Here is a 23,799-nt window from a genome sequence, read left to right as displayed (position 1 = left end):
TCGACTCGTCAAAGATGACGACCTCCGGCTCGCGGGCGATGGCCTTGGTGATCTCGACCATCTGCTGCAAGCTGGTGGACAGGTTGCGCACGGTCTCCTTCGGGTCGATATGGATGTCCAGCTCCTCGAATATCTCCAGCGTGCGGCGGGTCATTGTTTCGTAATCGACGTGGCCCATCTTCACAGGAAAATCGCCCAGAAACACGTTTTCCTCCACCGTCAGGTCCGGGATCAGGTTCAGTTCCTGATGCACCAGCACGATCTTTTCCTTTTCCGCGTCTAGCGTGTTGCGGAATTGCACCTGCTTGCCGTCCACATAGATCGCGCCGTCGTAGGATTTATGGTCGTATATGCCCGCGAGCACCTTGCCGAGCGTCGATTTGCCCGCGCCGTTTTCCCCGCACAGCGCGGTGATCGTTCCACGTTCAAACTCCACCGTTACATCGTTCAGCGCCACCACGCCCGGAAACTGCTTGGTTATCCGCTCCATTTTGATATGGCTCATTTGCTTTTCCTTTCCCCTCACGGTTTATGTATCCGGCGCCGCCGGATCACTCGAACAGCTCGGGGAACTTGATCTTGCTGGGCTCTAGATTGTCGGAGCTCACCATGACGTTCTGTGACATGATCACCTTATAGCCGTCCTCATCCTCTTTGTCACAGGTCAACTCCGCTCCGGTCGCCAGTTCATAGGCCGCTTGTGCGATCAGCTCACCCTGCTGGATCGCGCCGCGGTCCAGCACATAGAGGTTATGAGCGCCAGCCAGCATCATTTCATTGGTCTCCTTGTCATTGTCGCCGCCATAGAATGCGATATTTGCTTCCATCCCGGCATTCTTCGCCGCCTTGTACGCGCCCAGCATCATGCCGTCGTTGGCGCAGAACACGGCGTTGATCGTGTCGCCGTGTACGGAGATCACATCCTCCATGGACTTCATTGCTTTTTCACGGTCGAAATCCTGAATTTGCTGCTCATAGACGATCTCAAAATTCGGATACTTTTCTTCAATGGTATCGTGAACGCCCTTGGCCATCAGTTCGGCGGACAAATCTCCGGGCGAACCGTCGATCATGACCACCTTGGCGGCCTTATCCGCGCCGTATAGCTTGGCAAAATGCTCGACCTGCATCACACCGAACTGGTACAGATCGGAGGTGATAAACGCATCCGGTACGATACCCTCCATGCGGGTATCAAACAAAATCAGCTTGATGCCGGCATCCTGCACCTCTTTCGCAGACCGGATCATCGAAACCGCGTCGACCGGCTCTATCATGATGACGTCATAGCCTTGACTGATGAAATTTTCAACCACGCTTTTCTGTGTCGCAAGATTGACATCGCAGGCCTGCCAATCGATCTGCATATTGCCATATTCCTTCGCCTTTGCCTCTGAGCTCTGCTGCATGAACAAGTAGACGGATTCCTTGAATGTGCGGTTGGCAACGCCGACCTTGATCATATCGCCGGCGTCCGTCTTTTCCGAAACCGGTTTCTGCGCCTGCTGTTCGGTTTGATCCGAATCGGCTTCTCCGCCGCCGCAGGCAGATAAAGCGAGTGTCAATCCCAGCATCATGGCCGCAATGCGCGTAATCGCTCTTTTTTTCATAGTCTGCACTCTCTTTCTTATTGTTCTGATCGTTGTATTTCGTCCCCATTCTTGCTGCAAGCTTGTAGGCAACGTCTCCTTTCCTAAATCCGCCGATTTATCCGAACCGTTCAATCCCCAGATCCGCGTATGGGGTAAAGCCTTCGCCCAGCAGCGGCAGACAATACTCTGCAAATCCGCCGCAGATACCGTTGCGCGCCTTGTTGATCCACGAAAGCGGGAACTTCTTTTCCTGATTGGCCACGTCCCCAAGCGGCGCCAAGCCAAAGCCGCACTGATAGGGCGTGCTGGATAGCCGCGTGATCGTGACCATGCAGCCCGAGGCGCCCGCGGCCAATGTTTTGACCGCGTGCCGTCCCGCGCCGATTGCTTCGGCGCGGTCGGTCATGGACTGCCGCACCTCGGATGCGCGGCCCACCAGTCCCCATTTTTCATAGCGGGTCTGCACGCCCAGTTTTTGCAGCACCAGCCGCGCCAGCGCCTGCGCCGTACCGCCCGGCACGGAATGCCCAAAGCCGTCCACAAAGCCGGTATCGGCCACGGGTTTTCCGTCTGCATCAGCCAGCCCTTCGCAAACCACCGCGATCACCGCGCGCGACCGGGACAGGCTCCTTTCCATATCGTCCAAAAAGCGCTGCTCTTCAAACGGATGCTCGGGCAGATAGATCAGGTCCGCGCACGGCCTGCCGTTGATCTGCGCGAGGCTTGCCGCGGCGGTCAGCCAACCGGCGTTTCTGCCCATGGTCTCCACAATCATCGGGTAAAGCGGCAGCGCGCGTTCCTCGCACCGCAGGTTTCTCGTGTTGGCGGCTATAAAACGCGCCGCGCTGCCGTAGCCCGGGCAGTGATCGGTAAATTGCAAATCGTTATCGATCGTCTTGGGAATCCCGGCTACCAGCAGCTCATAGCCCGCCGCTTTCGCCATACGCGCGATCTTTTCGCAGGTGTCCATCGAGTCATTGCCGCCGTTATAAATAAAATAGCCGACTTGTTGCCTGCGCAGCACCTCAAGTATGGCGGGATAATCCGCTTCGGTCAGCTTACGTCTGCACGAGCCGATGGCGGAGGAGGGCGTGTACGGCAGCATTTGAATCTGTGATTCACATACGGTGGAGAAGTCGATAAATTGCTCCTTCAGAACCCCTTCGATGCCGTGTACCGCGCCCAGAACGCGGCCAAAACACCCCTGCTTTCTTGCTTCGTCGACTGCGCCGAACAAAGAAGCGTTGATCACAGCGGTCGGTCCGCCGCCATGGGCAATGATCAAATTGTTATTCATAGGCTTACCCCTCTTCTTATTTGGCCCTTAAAAATAAATCGACTTGCTTTTCAAAGTCGTTAGAAGCCAGAATGCCGAGTTCCATGATCAGATCGGCCACATCGACCGGTTCGGCGTAGCCCGGCAGCATGGCGTTCAGCACGCCGCCCATTGCGATTTTGTAGGTTTTATTTCTATGGTGCGCGAGCTTTATCAGTTGTTTTGCGTAATCCAAACACTGCCCGCAGTGAATGCTGATCGCGATTCGTTCCGCGCCTTCCTCATCGGCCAGATCGAGCGCCGAAGCAGGCTCCATGTACACGCCGCCGTCGATCACTTCCGCATCCAGTTCCCGCCACAGCTGCCGGATCAAGAGCAGGCCGTAGCTATGACCATCCGCCGATACGCAAACGACTTTTTGGCCGCGCATACAGCCGCCATAGCCTTTATGCAGGAGCGCCGCGAGTTCGTCATTTTTCTTTTGCATCGTTTGCTTATACAGTACCGTGGGCACATAGACCTGAAACGCGCCCGTTTCCGATACGCTCGGGTGCAGCTCGCTTTCCAGCTTCATCGGGTCAAACCGTTTGAGCGTCACGATCATTTCCAGTGGATCGCGAATATTTACGCCCGCCTGTTCCAATGCGTTTAGAATGTTATGGTAAAATACCGTTCCCTTATCGATCAGCTGATCGCGCACGGTCTCGAACCTGCTGAAATCGATGATCGCTTCCCACTCCGCCGCTTTTTCGATCGCGCCAAGGCCGCATCGGGTGATATGGAGCAGCTCTTCCAGTGTCGGTACGCGGATCGCCTCGGTGATCGATACCGGCTTATAGGCGATCGCCAGATCATAGTGCAGGTTGACGGCGGCTTCCAGCAACATTTCCTGTGCGCCGATGCCATAGTTGGCTTCGATATCGTGGTTCCACGCGGTATTGGTCGAACCGTTATAATCGACGACAAACATACGGTCCTTGGACCCATAGAGCTTTTCGCACGCCAGCCCAAACGCGATACGCGGCACGATCTCCGACAGCAGGCCGCCGTAACTCAGCACCATACGCGCGCCGCACAGGTCCTCGATGATATAGTGCTCCAGCATGACATAGCCCAGCATGGAACAGACATCCATAAAATACCCGGCCACGCCGTCCTCGGGGTAGGTGCTCACCGTCATGCCCTGCTCTTTTTTCGCCGCCAGAATGCCCATGCTGCGGCACATGTCGGAAAAGCGGTTTTTCTCATCGCTCCAGCCGGGAAAATCCCAAATATATTGTGCGAAACTGCCCAGCCGCGAGGTCCCCGCCTGAAGCGCGTAAATCGTTTGCTGCAAATTATTGGGGCTGGACAGGTGCCAATCCTCCCAGCACACGTCCACCGCGGCGGCCTGCGTCTGCGCCAGCCAATCCGCCTCGCCCTTCATGGTATAGCTCGTGGGTCTCGGCGCGTTTTCCCAGTATGCGGCCGGCAAGCCGACCAGCGAACTGGGGATCGCCTGTACGCTGCGCACCTCGCAGCCGGTGCGCTGATAGAACGCCTCGATTTTTTGCAGCGCGTCGAGTTGTTCTTCCAAGGTGGAAAGGCCCATGAGCAGCTGAAACACGCTTTTCCCCTTTTTATGGCAATCCAGACAGTACTGCTCCCACGTTTCAAATCCGGTTTGCTGTAGGAACCGGGATTTGTTCCAAGGGATGCGGTCCGCCATTTCGCGGCCCTCCCGCACCAAGGCGTTTCCATCCGGAAACCCTACCGGTTTTAGGCTTGCGATATACTCCTTTAAATCCTGTTTCATGTTCCGCCCCCAGTTTTCCGCCGTTTAGCGTTGGCTGTGATGCTTTTTTGCAGGTACCGGCCTGTATAGGATGCGTTGCAGGCTGCAAGACTGTCCGGGGTGCCCTGAAACACAATATTTCCTCCGGCCTTCCCGCCGTCCGGTCCCAAGTCGATCACCCAATCCGCCTGACGGATCACGTCGAGGTTGTGCTCCGCCAAAACGAGCGTATTCCCATTGTCCACCAATCGATCGAACAGCTTCAGTAAAACCTCCACATCATAGCCATGTAAACCGTTTGTCGGTTCGTCCATCACATAAATATGGTTTTTTTCTTTCAGATGGCCGGCCAGTTTGATGCGCTGGCATTCGCCCCCGGAAAGCGTGGCGGTCGGCTGTCCCAGCGTCAGATATCCCAGCCCTACCTCCTGCAGCACAGTCAGCTTATGGTACAGCGCGGGCGTGTCGGTAAAAAAACGCGCCGCCTCGTCGATCGTCATTTTCATGATTTCAAGTATGTTTTTCCCGCGATAACGGTACGACAGCGCACGCGCATGATAGCGTGTTCCGCCGCAGGTCTCGCAGGTGACCTCCACGGGGTCCATAAACGCCATATCCACCCGTGTGACGCCCTTGCCCCGGCAAGCGGGACACGCGCCCAGCGTCCCATCGCTGAACCACTTGGGCGAAACCTTGTTTTCTTTGGCAAGAAGGCTACGGATCTTGTCCATCATCCCGGTATAGGTAGCCGGTGTGGAGCGGCTACCGGTCCCTAACGGCGCCTGACTGACGTAGATCGCCTGCGGATACTGCGCCAGCAGCGCGCCCCGTATGAGCGAGCTTTTTCCCGCGCCCGCCACCCCGGTCACCACAACCATGCAGCGTTCGGGTATGTCCACCGAAATATTTTTCAAGTTATGCAGCGCGGCGTCTCGGACCGATAGGTATGCGCTTGCAGGTCTAGTCCGTTTTTTCAGCGGCGTACTGCCGCTAAGATAGCGCGCGCCCAACGTATCGCCGCCCAGCCATTCGCGTACCGGCCCTTGAAACACGACCGCTCCGCCCTCGCGCCCCGCCTTTGGTCCCAACTCAATGACATGGTCGGCGACACCGATGATATCCGCCTGATGTTCTACCACCAGCACGGTATTGCCTCGGTCGCGCAGCCGCAGCAGCAGCCGTTTCAGCCGCTCCACATCATGCGGATGCAGACCTGCGCTCGGTTCGTCAAAAATGTACATCAGATCGATCAGGTTACTGCCCAAATGCCGCGCCAGCTTGAGCCGCTGCAGCTCGCCGCCCGACAGCGTCGTGGAAGCGCGGTCCATGTTTAAATAGCCCAGCCCCATGTCGGCAACGCTTTTTAAACGCGCTACGATTTTTTCCGCCGTGGGCTTGCCGATCGGATCGTCCAAACGTAGCAGCAGCGGTATCACGTCGCTGATCTCCATGGCGCCCAGCTCGGCGATGTGATAGCCCATCAGCTTGCTTTGCAGCGCGGCCGCGTTTAAACGGCTGCCGCGGCACTTTGGGCACGGCTCCGTAATGATAAATTTCTCAACGTTGCCTTGGTTCGTTTTGCTCAAGCCATGGATATTGCGCTTTAAATACAGCCGCTCCAGCCGATCCAGAAAGCCTTCATAGGTCTGCTGGTAGCTGCTGCCCCAGACTTTTCCGGTGGTGTTGCGGATCGTCACGGTCACGCCAGAGCCATGCAAAAAATCGTTCCACTCCCGCTCTGTATAGCGGGCGAGCGGCTTGTCCGGGTCATACAGGCCGGAGCGCGCGTACACCTGCCACAGACAGGCGCCCACCTGATGGCCCGGAAAGCGGATTGCCCCCTCGTTGAGCGACTTGCTGCGATCGAGCAGCCGATCCAGATCAAACGCCGCGACATAGCCCAAGCCGCCGCACCGAAGGCACATGCCCTTGGGGTCGTTGAATGAATACGCTTGCGAGGTCGGCGCGGCGGGCGCGGCGCAGCGGGAATATAAAAGCCTTAGGAGAGGTGCTGTATCCGTCAACGTGCCGACGGTCGAACGCACGTTTGCCGACAGCGCCCTTTGATCCACGACAATCGCGGTAGACAGGTTGTCGATGCTTTCCACCCTTGGCGCTTCGTAATGGGGCATGCGGTTTCTCACATATACCGGAAAGGTATCACGCAGCTGGCGCATGGCTTCGACCGCGATCGTATCGAATACCAACGAGGATTTGCCCGAACCGGAAACGCCCGTGAAAACCACCAGCTTCCCCTTGGGAATGTTAAGATCGATCCGCTTTAGGTTGTTTTCCTCAGCGCCCCGCACGGTGATGTGGTGACTCATACCAACCGTGGCCCAAAGCTGCGAAAGGCCAAAAGCGGCGCGCCGTCGGTACGCAGCGTTACCGGTCCGCAGCTTGCCGACAGGAAAAACTGGTCGCCCGGTCTGATCGGCTGTTCCATGCCGCCGCACAGCAGCGTTCCGTTGCCGGAAAAAACAAACAGTGCGCTGCATACCGAAGCCGCTTCCAGCGTTGCCTGCGTATTGATTTCGTAGCGGTGCAGCCGGAAACAATCTGTTTGCGCGTACCCGACCACCTCGGTATGCGTGCTTGCCGCCGATTGGGCAACCGTTCTAGCGGGTACGCGAAAGGCCGCGGCCGCCTCTGGTTCCGTTAGCCCATCGTAATGAAAACAATCGAACATTTGCTCGAACCCAAGCCCCTGATGACACAGCTGGTCGTCGATCGGAAAGCCGCTAACGGTCATCCGCTCGGTGCGGATGGTAAAATCCGTCGGCTCCTGCATTTCAAGGAATAGGAAGCCTTTGCTCACCGCGTGCGGCACGCCCGCGCGAATGATAAAGGTATCCTTCGGTTTTACCGGAAAGTAGTGCAGGCAATCCAACATGGCCGGTATATCCTGCGCGTCAAAAACCTGCTTCCACCGCTCGCGCGTAACGCCCTTTTTAAAGCCCAGATAAACGCCGGGCGCGGCATCGGTGTCCTGCCGGACCGAAAGCACATGCCAGCTCTCGGTTTTGCCGAAGGGCGAGTGAAACAGCCGCAGCGCGGTCTCCTTATCCGGGTGCACCTGCAGGGTGGCCCGCTCGGCAGGGTCGATGATCTTGGCAAGTACGCCGGGGGCTTTGCCGATTTGCTGTACATGCTTTTGTCCCAGCGCCTCGTTCGGGTAGGCTTCAATCACCTCTTTAAGCGTCAGGTCCTCGTATGTATCCAAATAGGACAGGCCTTCCTCCGCATAGGCTTCGCGTCCAATATTGCGCGCCCGCACGGTGGAAGCGATCCAGTCCTCCGGAAAGTGCGAATCTGCCGGCTCTGCCGCCCCCAGCAGCTTGTCGATCTCCCGCCCGCCCGTGCCTGTGCGCCATGCTCTGGCGGTTTTCAGCTTGAGCGGTGTACATAGCGCACGCGCCTCTATGCCGCTTTTTAAGAGTTCCAAATCCCGCAAGCCTCCTTTTTCCAAACTGCGTCGTGTTTATCCATCAAACCGGTTTTCCGCGCCGCACACCTGAATCAAGCTTTGCACGACCGATTGGATCGCCGAGCGCACAGGGATCATAAACGCCGCTATATCGGTTTCCTGATAGTCGGTCAGCTCTTTTTTTAATGTATCGATATAGGTTGCATGCAGCTGCGTGCCAAAGTTTACTTTTGCCATGCCGTTTTGAATACAGGCGCGCACGGTATCAAAGGGTACTCCCGTGCCGCCATGCAGCACCAGCGGCGTATCGATCGCCGCGTTGACCTGTTGCAGGCGTTCAATATTGATGTTCGGCTTTTCCTTATAAAAGCCGTGGGCGGTCCCTATCCCAATGGCCAGCGAATCCACATGGGTTTTTTGCGCCAGCCGTACCGCGTCCTCTACCTGCACCAAATAATCCTCGCCCTGATAGGTACCCTCCACGTTGCGGCCCAAAATGCGGCCGATCTCCGCTTCGACGACTACGCCGTGCTTATGCGCGTATTCCACCACTTCGCAGGTTTTTTCTATGTTTTCCTCCAACGAACACATGGAAGCGTCGATCATGACCGAGTGATAGCCGCAGTCCACGGCCTGCTTGCACAATTCCACCGATCTGGAGTGATCCAGATGGTTTAGGATTTGCCCGCCGGTCTGTTCATAGGCCTTAGCCCCCAGCGCGCCGAGATACGGCAGCCCGATCGTTTCCGCCACCCGCATGTTGGTCGCGGTGTAAACGACCGCACGCTCTTCTATCGCGGCCTGCACGATGGCTTCATATTCCCATATATCCGAATAATTAAAGGCAGGCGTTGCATAGCCTTGCCGGTCTGCATGCTCCAAAACGTGATTTTTATACCGGTTCATCCTATCGTTCTCCTTTCACAGGGCGCGGCCTCCTTAGAAAATGCCGCGGCCCAGTCTTGCTTCCACAACGCGTTTGACCGCGATCAGGTACGCGCCCATGCGCAGTGTTTTTCCGTTTGCTTCCGCGCTTTCCCATACCTCGTCGAAAGCCACATCCATGATATTGCGCAGCTCGGTATTGACCTGTTCCTCGGTCCAGCAAAGCTCCTGAATGTTTTGAACCCATTCAAAGTACGAGACCACAACGCCGCCCGCGTTCGCCAGAATGTCGGGCACCAGTCTGATCCCGCGCTTTTCCAGTATCTCATCGGCTTGCAGCGTCGTCGGGCCGTTCGCCGCTTCCAGAACGACCTCCGCGCGTATCTGATCGGCATTGTCCCCATTGATCTGGTTTTCAAGCGCCGCGGGCACCAGCATCGTAACGTCCAGCGTCAGCAGTTCGGCATTGGTCAAATGAATCAGCGAATCGGTGCGGTAATCGCAAAGCAAGGCGTTGCGCGTTTGGGAGAGATACGCAAGAATCTCCGGAATATCCAGCCCGTCGGGGTCATATACGCCGCCTGATACATCGCTTACCGCCACGACCTTCATGCCAATCTCGTGCAACAGCCGCGCCGTTACCGAACCGACATTGCCCATCCCCTGCACGGCGACCGTTGTGCCCGCGATCTGCCGGTTCATCTTCTTTAGAATATTTTGGGCTGTTATCATAACGCCCCGGCCGGTCGCTTCGCCGCGGCCCTTGATGCCGCCAAGCCCCAGCGGCTTGCCTGTGACAACGCTCAGCACCGTGTGCCCCTTGAGCATGCCGTAGGTATCCATCATCCATGCCATGACACGGGCGTTGGTGCCGACATCAGGCGCGGGGATATCCTGTTCCGGCCCAATCAGCGGCGCGATGGCGGCCGTGTATTTGCTGGTAAGGCTGTGCAGCTCGCGTTCCGATAGCGTGCGGGGGTCGCAGATGATGCCGCCCTTGCCGCCGCCGTATGGGATATTGACCACCGCGCACTTAAAGGTCATCCATGCGGCAAGCGCCTTCACTTCATCATGACTGACAGCGGGGTGAAACCGGACGCCGCCCTTCGCGGGGCCGCGCGTTGTCGAATGCTGCACGCGGAACCCCTCGAACACCTGAATGCCGCCGTTGTCCATGGCCACGGGAATCGAAACCTTGAGTTCGCGTTCCGGATATTTGAGCGTGGAATATTCATCTTCCTTGTAGCCCAATATCGCGGCCGCGTTTTCCACCACCCTTAACACATTGTCGTACGGATTATACGTTGCGTTCACACGACCCATCCCTTTCTTGTTCCTTGTTTTCATTACATATCGTATGTCTTATTATATGTTTAATTAGACAAATGTCAACCCCTTTCTTCTGTTTTCTTCATAAATTTTATATATAGATGAAACGTTTTGTCATGATTTCCTTTATTATGAAACCGATATACAGTTTAAGGAAGTTTTCAAGTTCTCGTCTTTTTATCGCAATTCTTTGCATTCAGGAATTGACAGCCGGAAACCAAATGTAGTATTATACTTATAATAAGTCTTTTAGTCGTTAGCGTATGCAGCACCAGACCGAAAAGAGGGAAAGCCATGCAAACGATCTTGGGCATCGATACAGGCGGCACCTATACCGACAGCGTGATCATCACGACCGGCACCCAAGCGGTTCTGCACAAAGCCAAGGTCTTGACCACGCCGCAAAACCTACGGGACTGTATCGCGCGGTCGTTTGAACAGATCCCTCCCCCTTTGCGCGAACAGCTTTCAGCGGTTTATCTCTCCACCACGCTTGCAACCAATGCGATCGCCCTCCGGCGCGGCGCGGAAGCGGGGCTTATTCTGATTGGCGCCAAACCGGAGGGCAGACTTCCCACCTCGTTGTTCCGTGTCATGCGGGGGCGTCATGATATCAAGGGGCGCGTCATTCAAAACCTCGACCCAACGGAGGTGGAACAGACGGTGGATTTCTTCCGCGGTAAAGCGGCCGCCATCGCCATATCGGGCTATGCCAGCATTCGTAATCCGGCGCATGAAGCCTATGTACGAAATGTAGTGGAGGAAAGGCTGCATATTCCGGTCGTTTGCGCGCACGAGCTGTCTAGCGCTCTCGGTTTTTACGAGCGTACCGTCACTGCGGTTTTAAACGCAAGACTTATTCCCGCCGTCCATGATCTGATTCGATCCGTTAAAGCCGAAATGGCGCGGTTTGACCTGTCCATTCCGCTGATGATCGTCAAGGGCAACGGCTGCCTGATGCATGAAGCCTACGCCCGGCTTCGGCCCATCGAAACACTGCTCTCCGGCCCTGCGGCAAGCGCCAACGGCGGGCGGTATCTCGCGAAAGCGCGGGACTGTATCGTGCTCGACATGGGCGGAACGACAACCGACCTTGTCAATGTTACAAACGGCGATTTACAAATCCAAAGCGAGGGCGCTAGGATAGCCGGTTGGTCCACCCGCGTCAAAGCGGCCGAGGTATTCACCGTTGGACTTGGCGGCGACAGCCGCATCCATGCGTCCGCAACCGGCGAGATCCGGATCGGCCCGGAAAAGGTGATCCCGTTCTGCCGGGCAGGCACGCAGTATCCCTGTTTGCTGCAAGAAATTGGCGAAATTTATCGCAGCCAAGCATACGATCGTTTTTCCTATCACGATTACGAAGCCTTTGTCTCGGTCGACCCGGACAACGCCTGCTTTGCGGCGCAAGCCAAGCCAATTTGGGCCGCGCTGACGCAGGGGCCGCATACGTTCGCCTTTTTAGCGGAAGCCATTCGGCTGCCGAATCTGCATGCGATCATCGAGGAGCTTGTGCGTCAAGGCAGGCTGCTCCGCATCGCCCTCACGCCGACCGATGTTTTGCATGTGACAGGCGAGTATTGTCCTTGGGACCGGCGTTTACCCGCACAGTGTCTTGCCATGTTTTCCGCCCGCTGTAAAACGGATACGCCGCGTATGATTTCTTTGATCCAACAAACGATGGGGAATGCCATTGACCGCGCGCTCTTTCAAGCCGCGCTCTATTTTGACCGCCCCGATCTCGACTTTACGCAAAACGACGCGGTGGAATATTTCTTAGCGCAGCTGAACGCAAAGGATACGGCAAGCAATTTGGTTGGCGCCTACCGCTTACAAAAACAGGTGGTGGCGATCGGCGCGCCCGCCGTGAGCTGGATGCGGCAGGCGGGCCGGAAATTGCAGCTGACCGTCGTTGTGCCCCCGCATGCCGATATCGCCAACGCGATCGGCGCAGCCGTTGCCAGCCGGCGGCAGCAGCTTGATATTTTGATCCGCCGGGAATCTGTTACCGCTCAATTCATCGTTTATTCTCCGCAAAGCCGCACCGCACACGGCACCATTGCCGCCGCCACCGCACACGCGATACGATCCGGCACTGCATATATGCGGCGGCTTACCCAAAACCCGCGGTTAAAGCCGGACTATAAGATCGAGGATCTGGAAATCGCGGAGACCGGCAGGGAATCCCCCATTTTTATCGAACGCATGATCCGGTTTTGCGCCGCGCAATAATTTTTAAGCCGTAAAGAGCTATATATGATCGCCATATCCACCTAAACTGTGTTATACTAATAATATGTCTTACAATAATAAACATAAGGATGAGATGTTTCTGTGAGCTCAACAATGGAATTAAAACAACTGAATATGGAATGCATTCGCAAAGCGATCCAAGCCGAAGGTTCGTGCACCAAGGCCAGCCTTTCCCGCCTCACCGGTCTAAGCCTTGCCACCTGCAACAATTTCTTAAACGAAATGCAGGAAAGCGGCGAGCTGGTGATCGAGCAAATCGAATCCCAGGGCGGCCGCCCTGCATGCCAGTACGTTTATAATAAGGATTACCGGCACGTGCTCTGCGTGTACCTTAAGGTGGTGGACGATGTGCGCAATGTCGTTTACGCCATTGCCAACGCGACGGGCGAGATCATTGAACAGGATATTTTGCATCCCGACTGGATCGACTTTCCTTACCTGTTGCAGTTTTTACGGGAAACCATGGAGCGCGATCCGCTGATCGACGTGATCGGCATCAGTGTGCCGGGCAATGTGTATCAGGGTGTGATTGAGCGCTGCGATATTTCTTCCCTGCTGGGGATCAATATGCAGGCGGACGTGACCGAGGCGCTGGGCGTCAAGGTGATTGTGGAAAACGATATGAACTTTGTGGCTTATGGCTATTATTGCGAGAATAACCAGATCAACCACAGCCTTGTCGCCATCGATTTTCCCTTGAGCGATCCGGTTGGCGCCGGAATCGTCATAGGTGGAAAAATCTATAACGGCTATAGCCGTTTTGCGGGCGAGCTTTCCTATGCGCTGGCAGAAAGCGGCGTGGATCGCGCGCAACAACCCGCTTCCCTTCTTGAAAAATCAGTATTTTTGAATCTTGTTGCCAAATCCATTTTAATGGTCACCTGTGTTTTAAACCCCAACTGCATCGTTTTGACCTGCGAATGCATTGCGGAGCAAGATCTAAAAGAGGTATTGACTTATTGCGAGCAATTCGTCGGGCCATATCACATTCCCAATGTGGTATTGCGGCATGACTTTTATCAGCTTTGTATCAACGGGATCGCCCGCGCGACTTTGAACAGTGTGCAATATCAGTTTCAGTTAAATGTCTGATACTTCAAAGGAGGACATAAAAAATGAAAATTATCGTCATCACCGGCAGTCCGCACCGGAACGGCACCACCTTTTTGCTGACAGATGAATGGATCAAGGGCGCTGAGAGCCAAGGCCATGAAGTCATTCGGTTCGATGCAGGGCTTCACCCTGTCCATCCCTGCACCGGGTGCGATCATTGCCGCTCACACGAGGGCAAGTGCGTGTTTGATGACCTGATGACTCAGATCCTACCCGCGCTTCTGTCCACCGATCTGGTTTTGTTATCGACGCCGCTGTATTATTTCGGCTTTTCGGCGCAGATCAAGGCTGTCCTCGATCGGTTTTATGCCGTTAACGAAGAAGTGATCGCAAAACCGCTCAAGGCCATGCTGTTAGCTGCCGGCGGCGATTCCGACGATTGGGCGATGGGCGCGCTGGAGCATCACTATGAGACCGTTTGCCGCTATCTGCACTGGCAGGATACCGGCAGGCTCTTGGCGCTTGGCCTAAACACGCGCGAAGACGCGGAGGCATCGTCATATCCCCGGCAGGCGCGGCTGCTGGGCGCATCGATCCATTAGCCAACAAAAACAAAGGGCGTGTTGCAAAACACGCCCTTTGTTTTTGTTGATTTTTTTTGAAAATTCTATTATCTTCACAAAATTCGCTCCTATTTCTTGTTTACTTCAACCTTTACTTTTTATTGACGAAAGTTATTGTATGTCTTATAATAAGATTAATCATCAAAGGTGCTTTAGAAAACTTTAAAGGAGCGAAAATTATGGATCGCATGCAAGAGATTTATCAGCAAGCACAGCAATACTATATTGGCGGCGCTTCAGCCGGTCAGCGATATAACGCGGTACTCAAGCAGCCGCTGTATATCGACCATGCGGATGGCAGTCACATCTGGGATGTCAACGGCAAGGAATACATCGATTACCACTGCTGTGCCGGGGCTTCGCTGTTTGGCCACAACCACCCGCGCCTTCGCAGAGCCATCGGCGACGCGATGGAAAAAGGCTTTTTTATGAATTTTGATACCGCCTATCATGTGGAGCTTGGCAGGCTGCTGCAGCAGGTTTTCCCCAGCTGTGAAAAAATCCGGCTGGCCAATACCGGATCAGAAGCTACGCAGGCCGCCCTTCGCGTTGCACGCAGCTTTACCGGCCGCGAAAAGGTCGTCCGTTTTGAAGGACATTTTCATGGAATGTATGAAAATATCTGGTTCAACCATAACGATGTGCACGCTGCCGATGCGTACGGCGAGGTAGAGACCGTTCCTGATTCCGCCGGTTTCCCGTCAAACGCCAAGGATAACGTCGTTACCGTGGTATTCAACGATATCGCTGCGATGGAGCATATCGCCCAAAAGTATAAAGGCGAGATCGCCGCGGTCATTCTGGAACCCTTGTGCTATAATTGCGGCTGCTATGAATCGCGTAAAAACTTTCTAGAGCAGCTTCGCGCGCTTTGCACGCGTGAAAACATCGTTCTGATCTTTGACGAGGTGATCTGCGGCCTGCGTATGCGGCCGGGCAGCGCGCAACTCCATTATGGCGTTTTGCCGGATATGACCTGCATGGCCAAGGCGATCGGCGGCGGTCTTCCCATCTCTGCCTTCGGCGGCCGCGCGGATATAATGAGCGTGCTCAATCCAATCGGCAACACCACTGTGAGCGGCACCTATACCGGCGCGCTTATTCCCGTTATCGCTTCGATCGAATGCCTGAAAATGGCGTTGGAGCCCGGCTTCTACGATCAGATCGAAATGATCGGAAACCGGTTGTACAGCGGCATCAGCAGCCTGTTTGCGCAGCACGGCAAGAAAGGCCACTGCCGTGGCGTGGGTGCGCGTTTTGGTATTTACTTTGGCGTGGAAGATCCAGAGGATGATTTCGACTTCCGCAAGGTAGCCGCCGCGCAGGATCGCGCGATGTATAAAAAGTTTGTAACCGAGTGTCTGCCGCGCGGCCTTTGGTTCCACGATACGGCAGGCAAGGTATCTCCCGCGCATTACGGTATCACCAGCGCGCATACCGTGCAGGATATCGATGAAACGCTCAATAAAATGGACGATATCTTTGCGCGCCTGTAAATTTTCGCTTCTCTCACTTCTTTTCTTTCTCTCTGCAAATGCTGCGCGGCCAAAAGCCGCGCAGCATTTCAGACTGTCAAAAAACTATTTTTGACAGTCTGTCGATCGAAACAAAGCCCCATTTCGATCGAGATTCCGGCTTCTGCGCGCGCCTTTTAGGCACACTTGAAGTCGGTTTGTATAAAAACCGAGATACATGCTCCCGGTTTTTATGGATTTTGTTTCTTAAAACAAAATCCTATTTTATACGCGCTGCGGCGCGAAGGGTTCTTTGACACGCTGAAATGCTGCGCGGCCAAAAGCCGCGCAGCATTTGTATAGAGACGCAAAAAAACTTCGATTTATTTTAGATTCGCTTGTTGACACATCTTCTATTAAGAGTTATAATAAGTTAACAAGCAAGAGGTCGGGCAATATAACGCACCTTCCTCAATAACACAAAACATGGGAGGAACAAACATGAAGATGCAAAATGTTATCGACGAATCCACCGGCAAGCTTGTGGGCTCTGTCCCACGCTATACTGGCGAGGAAATCGCAGAAATGGTTGACATCGCGTTCGACGCACAGCCGCGTTGGGAAAACTCTCCCCTCTTTGAGCGTGGTCAGATCCTGTACAAGCTATGCGATAAGATCGATGAAAACATTGATGAAATCGCCAACTACATGGCATGCGAAATGGGCAAGCCCATTATGCAGGCCCGCGCCGAGGTCACTTATGCCGCCGAGATCGGACGGAATAATATCGAATACGGCAAGCACATGTTCGGCCGGGTATTGTGCGACAGCTCGGAGGGCCACGAAAACGATGTTGTCATGGTGCGACACGAAGCGTTGGGCGTGATCGCCGCGGTCATTCCTTTCAACTATCCGGTCGAACTGACGATCCAGAAGATTGTTCCCGCACTGCTGATGGGCAACGCCGTCATTGTAAAAGCGTCTACCACCGCCCCGTGCAGCGTCAAGAAGCTGATTGATTTGGCGCATGAAGTCGGCGTTCCTAAGGATGTACTGCACTACGTGACCGCGAGCCGTGAGGACTGCACCAAAAATCTGCTGACCAACAAAAAAGTCGCCTGCTTGGCGCTCACCGGCAGCAACGACGCCGGCACGGAAATCATGCACGACGCCGCCCCCACTATCAAAAAGGTCGTGCTTGAATTGGGCGGCAATGATCCGCTGATTATCCGCGAGGACGTCGCGGGGGATTCCGAGCAGATGCTCAAGGCGATTGAGTGTTTGGGCTGGGGCCGCATTTTGGAAAATAACGGTCAGGTATGCGCCTCGCCCAAGCGCACGCTGGTACATAAAAAAGCGCATGACGCTTTCGTGGAATGCCTGCTGACCTTTGTCAAAAGCCTTAAGCGCGGTCACGCGACCGACCCCGAAGCGCAGCTCACCCGTCTCGTATCCTCTACCGCGGCCGAGCGTGTGGCGGCGCAGATCCAGCACACCATCGATCAGGGCGCAACGCTGCTGTACGGCGGCACGCACGACGGCGCGGCGATGGATGTGACCATTTTGGACAACGTCACCAAGGATATGGACATTGCAAAGGACATGGAGGTGTTTGGCCCGGTCGTTCCGATCATCACCTTTGAGACCGATGAAGAGGCAGTCGCGATTGCCAACCAGAGCAAGTATGGCTTAAGCTCCTGCGTCATCACGCAGGATATGCACAAGGCATTTTATTATGCGGAAGCCATTGAATCCTCCGCCGTGTGGGTCAACGGTTCGAGCGCGCTGCGCCACAACGATCAGCCGTTCGGCGGCTGCAAGGGCACCGGCATTGGCAACGAGGGCGCGGGATATTCGTGCGAGGAGTTTACCCGCCGGAAAACGATCGGCTTCCGCAACGTATCCCCGAAGCAGCATCTGTTCCAGCATCAGGACGGCACCGGCGCAGTACTTGCCGATGTGCGTAAAATTGTCGAAAAGGTAGTCAAGTAATTCATTTTCCCACCTAACCAAACAGAGTTGATGCTTGATACCGCTTTCCCCCAATAACATAACAGGAGCGAGGCCGCCAGCCTCGCTCCTGTTATGTTATTGGGGGAAATTCCGCTTAGATGCTGCGGATCAGGCCGCCTTCCGCGCGGATCGTGGCGCCGTTCGTCGCGGCGGCTACCTCCGAACAGTAGTAAACGATGGTGGAGGCGACTTCCTCCACTGTTGTGATGCGCTGTAAAAGCTGTGTGGGTTCGTAATTGACAAAATACTCCCGTATGACCTGATCGAGCGCCTTGCCTTCGCGCCTAGCGCGGTCGGTTTGATAGGCCGCGGTGTTTTCCGTCCAAGTAAAGCCGGGCAGCAGCGAATTGACCGCGACCTTTGTTCCCTTCGTCAGCTCGGCCAAGGCGCGGGCCAGACCGATCACGGCGGTTTTGGAAACACTGTAATGAACCATATCGGTAAGCGGCTTTACACCGCATTCACTGGCTATCAGAACCATGCGGCCACAGTTGCGCCGCAGCATTTGCGGCAGGAAGTGACGACACATGCGGATCTGCGAATACAGGTTGGTGTTCATCATCCATTCCCACTCGCTGTCGCTGATCTCCGCGAACGGCGTGCCCTTATATGCGCCCATATTGCCCACGAAAACGTCCAGCTCGCCCAGCGCGTCTACAGCGTCGATTACCGCTTGCGCGCCCTCCGGAGTCGATAGATCGCCGCACGCCATATGGCATACGCCGTACGCGGACAGCTCCCCCGCCGCCTCTTGCAAAGGTTCGAGCCGCCTGCCGTTAATAACGACGATCGCCCCTTCTTGCAGCAGCAGCTTTGCCACGCCTTTTCCTATGCCTGCCGTAGAACCGGTGACCAGTGCCAGTTTTCCTTTCAGTTTCAAATCCATTTACGACGCCTCCTCAAGGTATTCACCCGAAATAATATAACTCCGAATTTATTTTATGTATACAATTTATCACCATTAAATCATAACAGTCAATCATAATCGTTTGATTCGTGAAAAGACTGTATCTATTTACAAATTCTTGTCCATGAAATTGTACAATTATACAATACAGGCTATACAAAAACCGTTTTCAATTCGTTATTTAAATATTTTTTTATTTACACAATAACGCTTTTAAATACATAAATAAAAATTGTATACTTTCTTTTGTTCTGCTTTTGTGTTATACTGATTGCATCGACAGAATATCTTTTCAAAATTATAAGAGTCAGGAGATGTGTTCGTGTCAAAAAGCAGTGTTGGATTGAGCGAACCGGCGTATAAAAGCATTCTGCATCAAATTATGACCAAGCAGCTCATGCCAGGGGAGAAAATTCCCGAAACGAAGATCGCACAGGAATTTCATATCAGCCGTACCCCGGTACGCGACGCGATCCGTCAGCTCAGCAATGACGGCCTCGTAGAGATCTTTCCCAATCGCTTTGCGCAGGTCAAAGAATTTTCCAAGGATGAGATCACCGAGATCGGCACACTCCGCGTTTCGCTTGACGTAATGGCGGTCAAGCTGGCCGGGCTGTTCGGCAGCCGCGCGGATTTTTTGCAGCTGAACGAATTGGCGGAAGCCTGCTCCGCCGCCTATGAAGCGGGTGACGGCGAATCACGCCGCAAGCTGGATTGCGACTTCCATGTCAAACTGGCAGAGATCGCGGGCAATGCGCTGCTGCTGAAATTTCAGCGCGAGCTCTGCATGAAGGTGGAATTCATCATGCTGCACTACCCTATCACGGTGGAGGATGAATGCAGCCACCTGCGCCAGCATCATGAACTGGCGGAGGCTCTCATGGAACACGACGAGACCCGCGCCGTGGAGCTGATTATTTCTCACCTATCCTCCTTCTATGGCTTAAAAGATAAATTCCCGGAAGGCTTTTTTCACATGGTGCTCTAAACAATTCGACAGTCTGAGCCGCCGCTCCGTTTTGGAGCGGCGGCTCAGACTGTCAAAAAACAAGTTTTGACAGTCTGTCGATCGAAACAAAGCCCCATTTCGATCGAGAATTCCGGCTTCTGCGCGCGCCTTTTAGGCACACTTGAAGTCGGTTTGTATAAAAACCGAGATACATGCTCCCGGTTTTTATGAATTTTGCCGCAAACGGCAAAATTCTATTTTATGCGCGCTGCGGCGCGAGGGAGTTCTTTGACACGCTGAGCCGCCGCTCCGTTTTGGAGCGGCGGCTTTTCGCTGTCTTTATGGGTGCGGGAATTGGGCGCCCAAATGAAAAAAGCGCTCCGGCACCTTGGCGGAAAGGTCATAAAACGAAAAGAGATGCTCGGTGATGATCCGAAGAGCGCCTTCCTCATCGTGCGCCGCCAGTGCGTCCACAATTTGGAAATGCTGGCGAATGTGCCGCTGCTTATTGACGACGATGTTGGGCTGCTGCAATAAAACAAAATTCACCCGCAAATAAAGCTCGGTCTGGAATTGCAGCAACAGCCGATTGCCGCTGATCCGCGCGAGCGCCAAATGAAAATCGCAATCCGCAGTGCGGCGCAGAGCGTCGTTGTTTGTCAGCATTCCCTGTTCACAGGTCTCCGCGATCCCGCGCAGCTCCATAAATTCGGACTGGTTGCCGTAAAGCATCGCCAGTTTGATTGCCATGCTGTCGAGCGAAATGCGCAGCATGCCGATGTCGCGTATGGTGTCCGAGGTATACTTGGCGACCTGTGCAAAGCGGTGCGGCTGCAGATCGATCAGGCCGTCGCTCGCAAGGCGTCGCATGGCATCCCGCACGGGCGTGCGGCTGATGCCGAACACCGCGGCCACTTTGGTTTCCGGGATACGCTCCCCCGGTTTGTACTGTCCCGACATGATCTGCTCCAGCAGGTAATCATATACAGGCCCGCTCAGACAAGTATTCGTTTTCGGCATGAACTACACGCTCCTTTTTTGTGATGGTTATCCAAAGGGCGGCCTGTCCATACGTCAGGCCGCCCTTTGGAATGTGAGAGAAGAAAAGTGGATGATGAGGGAGGGGCGTGTACCCCTTTCTTTCCGCTGAAACAGAGTACACTTCCACTAAAATATAACATCGCAAATATGCATTGTCAACAATTATTCTTTATAAATTTTATTATAATTATTGTATACAATTATGTTGACAGGTCGACAACGCAGTGTTATGCTTGACTCAAGCTAACAAAAGGAGAGGAACAAAAGCCATGTACACGTTTTCATTACCGCCCTGTATAAAGGGTTATGACACGTTTGCCGCCTTTGCAGCGACCGAGCAGCTTGAAAAAAACGATCTGATCATTACCAATGAATTTATTTTCGATCCGTTCGTCAAGCCCTGCAACGTACCCTGCAAAGCGTTGTTTCAAGAGAGATACGGCGCGGGCGAGCCGAACGATCAGATGATTGACGCAATCCGCGCGGACATTCCCGCGGATACGAAGCGCATCATCGCGATTGGCGGCGGCACCGTTATCGATATTGCCAAGGTGCTCACCTTTACCGGCGATTGGACGACGGAGGAAATCTTTATGGGCCGCGTGATCCCGCAGAAAGCGCGCCGCCTGACGGTCATCCCCACCACCTGCGGCACCGGCAGCGAGGTCACCAACGTGACGATCTGCGAACTGAAGAACCTTTCCACCAAAAAAGGCCTTGCGCTCGATACGATGTACGCGGACGAGGCGGTGCTGATCCCGGAGATGGTGCGCACGCTGCCCTACCGCTTTTTCGCGACCAGCTCGATCGACGCGCTGATCCACGCGGTGGAATCCTACCTTTCGCCAAAAGCCATCGCGCACAGCGAAGCGTTTTCCGAAAAAGCGATTGAAAAGATCATTGCCGGCTACCGCTATATCGCGCGAAACGGCGGCGAGTCTTGGAAGGATAAGGCGGAGGATTTTCTCACCGCCTCCAACTTTGCCGGAATTGCGTTTGGCTACGCGGGCTGCGCGGCCGTGCACGCGCTGAGCTATCCGCTCGGCGGCAAGTACCATATCCCCCATGGCGAAGCCAACCAACTGATGTTCGCCGAGGTCATGCGCGCTTACCGCGTAAAACACCCCGCCGGCAAGCTAACGCAGTTGGAAACGCTGTTCGGCCGCGAGCTGGGCGTGAAACCCGAGGAGGCGCTGGACCGGCTGTACGAACTGATGGATACCATTCTGCCGCGCAAGCCGCTGCGGGAATACGGCATGACGCCCGAGGAGTTCCCGCAGTTTGCCGACAGCGTGATCGAGGGCCAGCAGCGTTTGCTGCGCAATAACTACACCGTGCTGACGCGCGAGGACATGATCGCGATCTATAACGCCTGCTGCTGAGCGCGGCAAAAGGAGGATAAACGATGAATGAAACGGTAACGCAACAAATTTTCGCGGCGAAAATCCGCATGACGACGTTGCGCGGTCTGCGCAAGATCGGCGCGGGCCATATCGGCGGAGCAATGTCGATGGCCGACCTGATGGCCGTGCTGTACAGCGGCGTCATGCGTGTCGATCCGCAAGAACCAAACTGGGAGGACCGCGACTGGCTGGTGGTTTCCAAAGGGCACTGCGGGCCCGCGGTTTACGCGACGCTCGCGCTGCGCGGCTACTTCCCGGAGGACGAGATCGAAACGATCAACCAACCGGGCACGCGGCTGCCCAGCCACTGCGACCGCAACCTGACCCCCGGCGTCGATATGTCCACCGGCTCTCTTGGACAGGGCATGAGTACGGCGCTGGGCGTGGCGTGGGGCAACCGCTATCAAGGGCTGGGCAGCTACACCTATCTGGTGTTGGGCGACGGCGAATGCGAGGAAGGCCAGATCTGGGAAGGCGCGCTGAACGCCCACCAGCAAAAGCTGGACCATTTGATCGCCTTTGTCGACTGTAACCAAAAGCAGCTGGACGGTTACACAAAGGATGTATGCGATCTGGGCGACCTTAGGGGAAAATTTGAAGCCTTCGGCTGGGACGCGCAGACGGTGGACGGCCACGACCACGCCGCGATCACGGCGGCGATCGAACGCGCCAAGCAGGTTTCCGGCAAGCCGCACATGATCGTGCTGCAAACGGAAAAGGGCAAGGGCTGCACCTTCGCGGAGGGCGTTCTCTACAACCATCACATAAAATTTACGCAGGCGCAGTATCAGCAGGCCATCGAGGCGCTGGAGCAGCAGATCAAGGCGCTTGGCCAAGCGGAGGTGTAAACATGGTCAAATTAGAAGCGGCGCTTCAGGAGGAGGCGCGCGAAATGCGCGCGGTCTTTGCCGAAGTAATGGAGGAACTGTCCCAAAAGGACAAGCGCGTCGTCTATCTGGACGCGGATATCATCAACAGCATCGGTATGACGGATTTTTGGAAGGCACACCCCGATCGCACGGTCAACTGCGGTATACAGGAAGCCAACATGATCGGTATGGCGGCGGGCATGTCGGCCACGGGGCTGATCCCATTCACGCATACCTTCGGCACCTTCGCCACGCGCCGCGTGATGGATCAGGTGTTTCTCTCGGCGGCGTACGCCAAGCTGAACGTGCGCATCATCGGTTCGGACCCCGGCGTGACCGCCGCGCTCAACGGCGGCACGCACATGCCGTTCGAGGATATGGGCATGATGCGCTGCATCCCGGGCGTCACGATCCTAGAACCGACCGATTCCGTGATGCTGGCCGATCTGATGCGCCAAACCAAGGACCGATACGGCGTGTTTTACATACGGCTGTCCCGCAAGAAGGCGGAAAAGATCTATGGGGACGGGTCAACGTTCGAGATCGGCAAAGCGGTAAAGCTGCGCGACGGCAACGATGTGATGCTCTTTGCCACCGGCATCGCGGTAGCGGACGCGCTGCGCGCTTCCGACCTGCTGGCCAAGGAAAAGATCAGCGCGGGCGTTTCCAATATGTTCACGATCAAGCCGATCGATGAGCAGGCGGTCATCGAGGCGGCAAAGTTCTCCGGCGCGATCGTTACGGCCGAAAACCACAACGTGATAAACGGTCTGGGTTCGGCGGTGTCCGAGGTATTAACCGGTCACCATTGCTGTCCGCTGGAACGCGTGGGCGTGCAGGATCGTTTCGGCGAGGTCGGCGACGTGGCTTACCTAAAGAAAACGCTGCACCTTACGGCGGAGGATATCGCGGAAGCCGCGAAACGCGCGATTGCAAGAAAGGGTTGATACT

18 protein-coding genes and 1 pseudogene are annotated in these 23,799 nt (G+C 55.1%); 9 read left to right on the top strand and 10 right to left on the bottom strand.

Annotation, left to right across the window (positions count from 1 at the left end; translation table 11 throughout):
• The 8 genes and pseudogenes from NE562_RS10540 to NE562_RS10505 form a co-directional block, all read right to left on the bottom strand.
• A partial coding sequence (locus NE562_RS10540; protein WP_280962380.1) for an ATP-binding cassette domain-containing protein occupies positions 1–505 on the bottom strand: 505 nt, incomplete at its 3' end.
• 46 nt (positions 506–551) lie between these two features.
• Positions 552–1,610 (bottom strand): sugar ABC transporter substrate-binding protein, encoded by a 1,059-nt coding sequence (locus NE562_RS10535; RefSeq protein WP_280962379.1) that lies wholly within the window; start codon positions 1,608–1,610, stop codon positions 552–554.
• A gap of 97 nt (positions 1,611–1,707) precedes the next feature.
• Entirely contained in the window at positions 1,708–2,889 is a 1,182-nt protein-coding gene (locus NE562_RS10530) for a 6-phosphofructokinase (RefSeq protein WP_280962378.1), read from the bottom strand.
• A gap of 16 nt (positions 2,890–2,905) precedes the next feature.
• Positions 2,906–4,663: a cobalamin B12-binding domain-containing protein gene (locus NE562_RS10525; protein WP_280962377.1), complete on the bottom strand. Its 1,758-nt coding sequence runs from the start codon at positions 4,661–4,663 to the stop codon at positions 2,906–2,908.
• A complete protein-coding gene (locus tag NE562_RS10520) occupies positions 4,660–6,969 on the bottom strand; it encodes an excinuclease ABC subunit UvrA (protein WP_280962376.1) in 2,310 nt (769 codons plus the stop codon). Before NE562_RS10520 ends, NE562_RS10525 begins: the two co-directional genes overlap by 4 nt.
• A 107-nt stretch (positions 6,970–7,076) precedes the next feature.
• A pseudogene (locus NE562_RS17900) lies at positions 7,077–7,331 on the bottom strand (hypothetical protein); the annotation flags it as partial.
• Between the two features lie 792 nt (positions 7,332–8,123).
• The gene (locus tag NE562_RS10510) at positions 8,124–8,975 is read right to left on the bottom strand and encodes a class II fructose-bisphosphate aldolase (protein WP_280962374.1); all 852 of its coding nucleotides are present in this window, start codon (positions 8,973–8,975) and stop codon (positions 8,124–8,126) included.
• Positions 8,976–9,008: 33 nt separating this feature from the next.
• The gene (locus tag NE562_RS10505) at positions 9,009–10,277 is read right to left on the bottom strand and encodes a Glu/Leu/Phe/Val family dehydrogenase (RefSeq protein WP_305147447.1); all 1,269 of its coding nucleotides are present in this window, start codon (positions 10,275–10,277) and stop codon (positions 9,009–9,011) included.
• 300 nt (positions 10,278–10,577) lie between these two features.
• Here NE562_RS10505 and NE562_RS10500 point away from each other — a divergent pair, with 300 nt between their 5' ends.
• The 5 genes from NE562_RS10500 (at position 10,578) to NE562_RS10480 (ending at position 17,658) form a co-directional block, all read left to right on the top strand.
• Positions 10,578–12,515 (top strand): hydantoinase/oxoprolinase family protein, encoded by a 1,938-nt coding sequence (locus tag NE562_RS10500; RefSeq protein ID WP_280962372.1) that lies wholly within the window; start codon positions 10,578–10,580, stop codon positions 12,513–12,515.
• A 114-nt stretch (positions 12,516–12,629) separates the two neighbouring features.
• Positions 12,630–13,628, top strand: a complete 999-nt coding sequence (locus NE562_RS10495) for an ROK family transcriptional regulator (RefSeq protein ID WP_280962371.1) — start codon at positions 12,630–12,632, stop codon at positions 13,626–13,628.
• 23 nt (positions 13,629–13,651) lie between these two features.
• Positions 13,652–14,191, top strand: a complete 540-nt coding sequence (locus tag NE562_RS10490; protein ID WP_280962370.1) for a flavodoxin family protein — start codon at positions 13,652–13,654, stop codon at positions 14,189–14,191.
• Positions 14,192–14,391: 200 nt separating this feature from the next.
• Positions 14,392–15,708 (top strand): aspartate aminotransferase family protein, encoded by a 1,317-nt coding sequence (locus NE562_RS10485; RefSeq protein ID WP_280962369.1) that lies wholly within the window; start codon positions 14,392–14,394, stop codon positions 15,706–15,708.
• Positions 15,709–16,167: 459 nt separating this feature from the next.
• On the top strand, positions 16,168–17,658 hold the full coding sequence (locus NE562_RS10480; protein WP_280962368.1) for an aldehyde dehydrogenase family protein: 1,491 nt from the start codon (positions 16,168–16,170) through the stop codon (positions 17,656–17,658).
• Positions 17,659–17,773: 115 nt separating this feature from the next.
• On the opposite strand, the gene NE562_RS10475 is transcribed toward NE562_RS10480, so the two are convergent.
• Positions 17,774–18,565 (bottom strand): SDR family NAD(P)-dependent oxidoreductase, encoded by a 792-nt coding sequence (locus NE562_RS10475; protein WP_280962367.1) that lies wholly within the window; start codon positions 18,563–18,565, stop codon positions 17,774–17,776.
• Positions 18,566–18,908: 343 nt separating this feature from the next.
• Between NE562_RS10475 and NE562_RS10470 the strand changes: the two genes are divergently transcribed.
• Positions 18,909–19,574: a GntR family transcriptional regulator gene (locus NE562_RS10470; protein ID WP_280962366.1), complete on the top strand. Its 666-nt coding sequence runs from the start codon at positions 18,909–18,911 to the stop codon at positions 19,572–19,574.
• Positions 19,575–19,874: 300 nt separating this feature from the next.
• Here NE562_RS10470 and NE562_RS10465 read toward each other — a convergent pair whose 3' ends face one another.
• Positions 19,875–20,555, bottom strand: a complete 681-nt coding sequence (locus tag NE562_RS10465; protein ID WP_280962365.1) for a GntR family transcriptional regulator — start codon at positions 20,553–20,555, stop codon at positions 19,875–19,877.
• Between the two features lie 290 nt (positions 20,556–20,845).
• Between NE562_RS10465 and NE562_RS10460 the strand changes: the two genes are divergently transcribed.
• The 3 genes from NE562_RS10460 to NE562_RS10450 are packed head-to-tail and all read left to right on the top strand — an operon-like array spanning position 20,846 to position 23,795.
• Positions 20,846–21,958, top strand: coding sequence for a 4-hydroxybutyrate dehydrogenase (locus tag NE562_RS10460; RefSeq protein ID WP_280962364.1), 1,113 nt, complete (start codon positions 20,846–20,848; stop codon positions 21,956–21,958).
• 23 nt (positions 21,959–21,981) lie between these two features.
• Positions 21,982–22,827 (top strand): transketolase, encoded by an 846-nt coding sequence (locus NE562_RS10455; RefSeq protein ID WP_280962363.1) that lies wholly within the window; start codon positions 21,982–21,984, stop codon positions 22,825–22,827.
• Positions 22,828–22,829: 2 nt separating this feature from the next.
• On the top strand, positions 22,830–23,795 hold the full coding sequence (locus NE562_RS10450; RefSeq protein ID WP_280962362.1) for a transketolase family protein: 966 nt from the start codon (positions 22,830–22,832) through the stop codon (positions 23,793–23,795).
• Positions 23,796–23,799 lie beyond the last annotated feature (4 nt).

Source organism: Butyricicoccus faecihominis, assembly GCF_024462775.1.
In the GTDB taxonomy this organism is placed as follows: Bacteria; Bacillota; Clostridia; order Oscillospirales; family Butyricicoccaceae; genus Agathobaculum; species Agathobaculum faecihominis_A.
Note: the sequence above shows the minus strand (reverse complement) of the source record. Positions and strands in the feature narration are given on the sequence as shown.

Coding starts and splice junctions, on each gene's coding strand:
- NE562_RS10535 (WP_280962379.1), bottom strand. CDS start 1,610: ATGAAAAAAAGAGCGATTACGCGCATTGCGGCCATGATGCTGGGATTG.
- NE562_RS10530 (WP_280962378.1), bottom strand. CDS start 2,889: ATGAATAACAATTTGATCATTGCCCATGGCGGCGGACCGACCGCTGTG.
- NE562_RS10525 (WP_280962377.1), bottom strand. CDS start 4,663: ATGAAACAGGATTTAAAGGAGTATATCGCAAGCCTAAAACCGGTAGGG.
- NE562_RS10520 (WP_280962376.1), bottom strand. CDS start 6,969: ATGAGTCACCACATCACCGTGCGGGGCGCTGAGGAAAACAACCTAAAG.
- NE562_RS10510 (WP_280962374.1), bottom strand. CDS start 8,975: ATGAACCGGTATAAAAATCACGTTTTGGAGCATGCAGACCGGCAAGGC.
- NE562_RS10505 (WP_305147447.1), bottom strand. CDS start 10,277: ATGGGTCGTGTGAACGCAACGTATAATCCGTACGACAATGTGTTAAGG.
- NE562_RS10500 (WP_280962372.1), top strand. CDS start 10,578: ATGCAAACGATCTTGGGCATCGATACAGGCGGCACCTATACCGACAGC.
- NE562_RS10495 (WP_280962371.1), top strand. CDS start 12,630: ATGGAATTAAAACAACTGAATATGGAATGCATTCGCAAAGCGATCCAA.
- NE562_RS10490 (WP_280962370.1), top strand. CDS start 13,652: ATGAAAATTATCGTCATCACCGGCAGTCCGCACCGGAACGGCACCACC.
- NE562_RS10485 (WP_280962369.1), top strand. CDS start 14,392: ATGGATCGCATGCAAGAGATTTATCAGCAAGCACAGCAATACTATATT.
- NE562_RS10480 (WP_280962368.1), top strand. CDS start 16,168: ATGAAGATGCAAAATGTTATCGACGAATCCACCGGCAAGCTTGTGGGC.
- NE562_RS10475 (WP_280962367.1), bottom strand. CDS start 18,565: ATGGATTTGAAACTGAAAGGAAAACTGGCACTGGTCACCGGTTCTACG.
- NE562_RS10465 (WP_280962365.1), bottom strand. CDS start 20,555: ATGCCGAAAACGAATACTTGTCTGAGCGGGCCTGTATATGATTACCTG.
- NE562_RS10460 (WP_280962364.1), top strand. CDS start 20,846: ATGTACACGTTTTCATTACCGCCCTGTATAAAGGGTTATGACACGTTT.
- NE562_RS10455 (WP_280962363.1), top strand. CDS start 21,982: ATGAATGAAACGGTAACGCAACAAATTTTCGCGGCGAAAATCCGCATG.
- NE562_RS10450 (WP_280962362.1), top strand. CDS start 22,830: ATGGTCAAATTAGAAGCGGCGCTTCAGGAGGAGGCGCGCGAAATGCGC.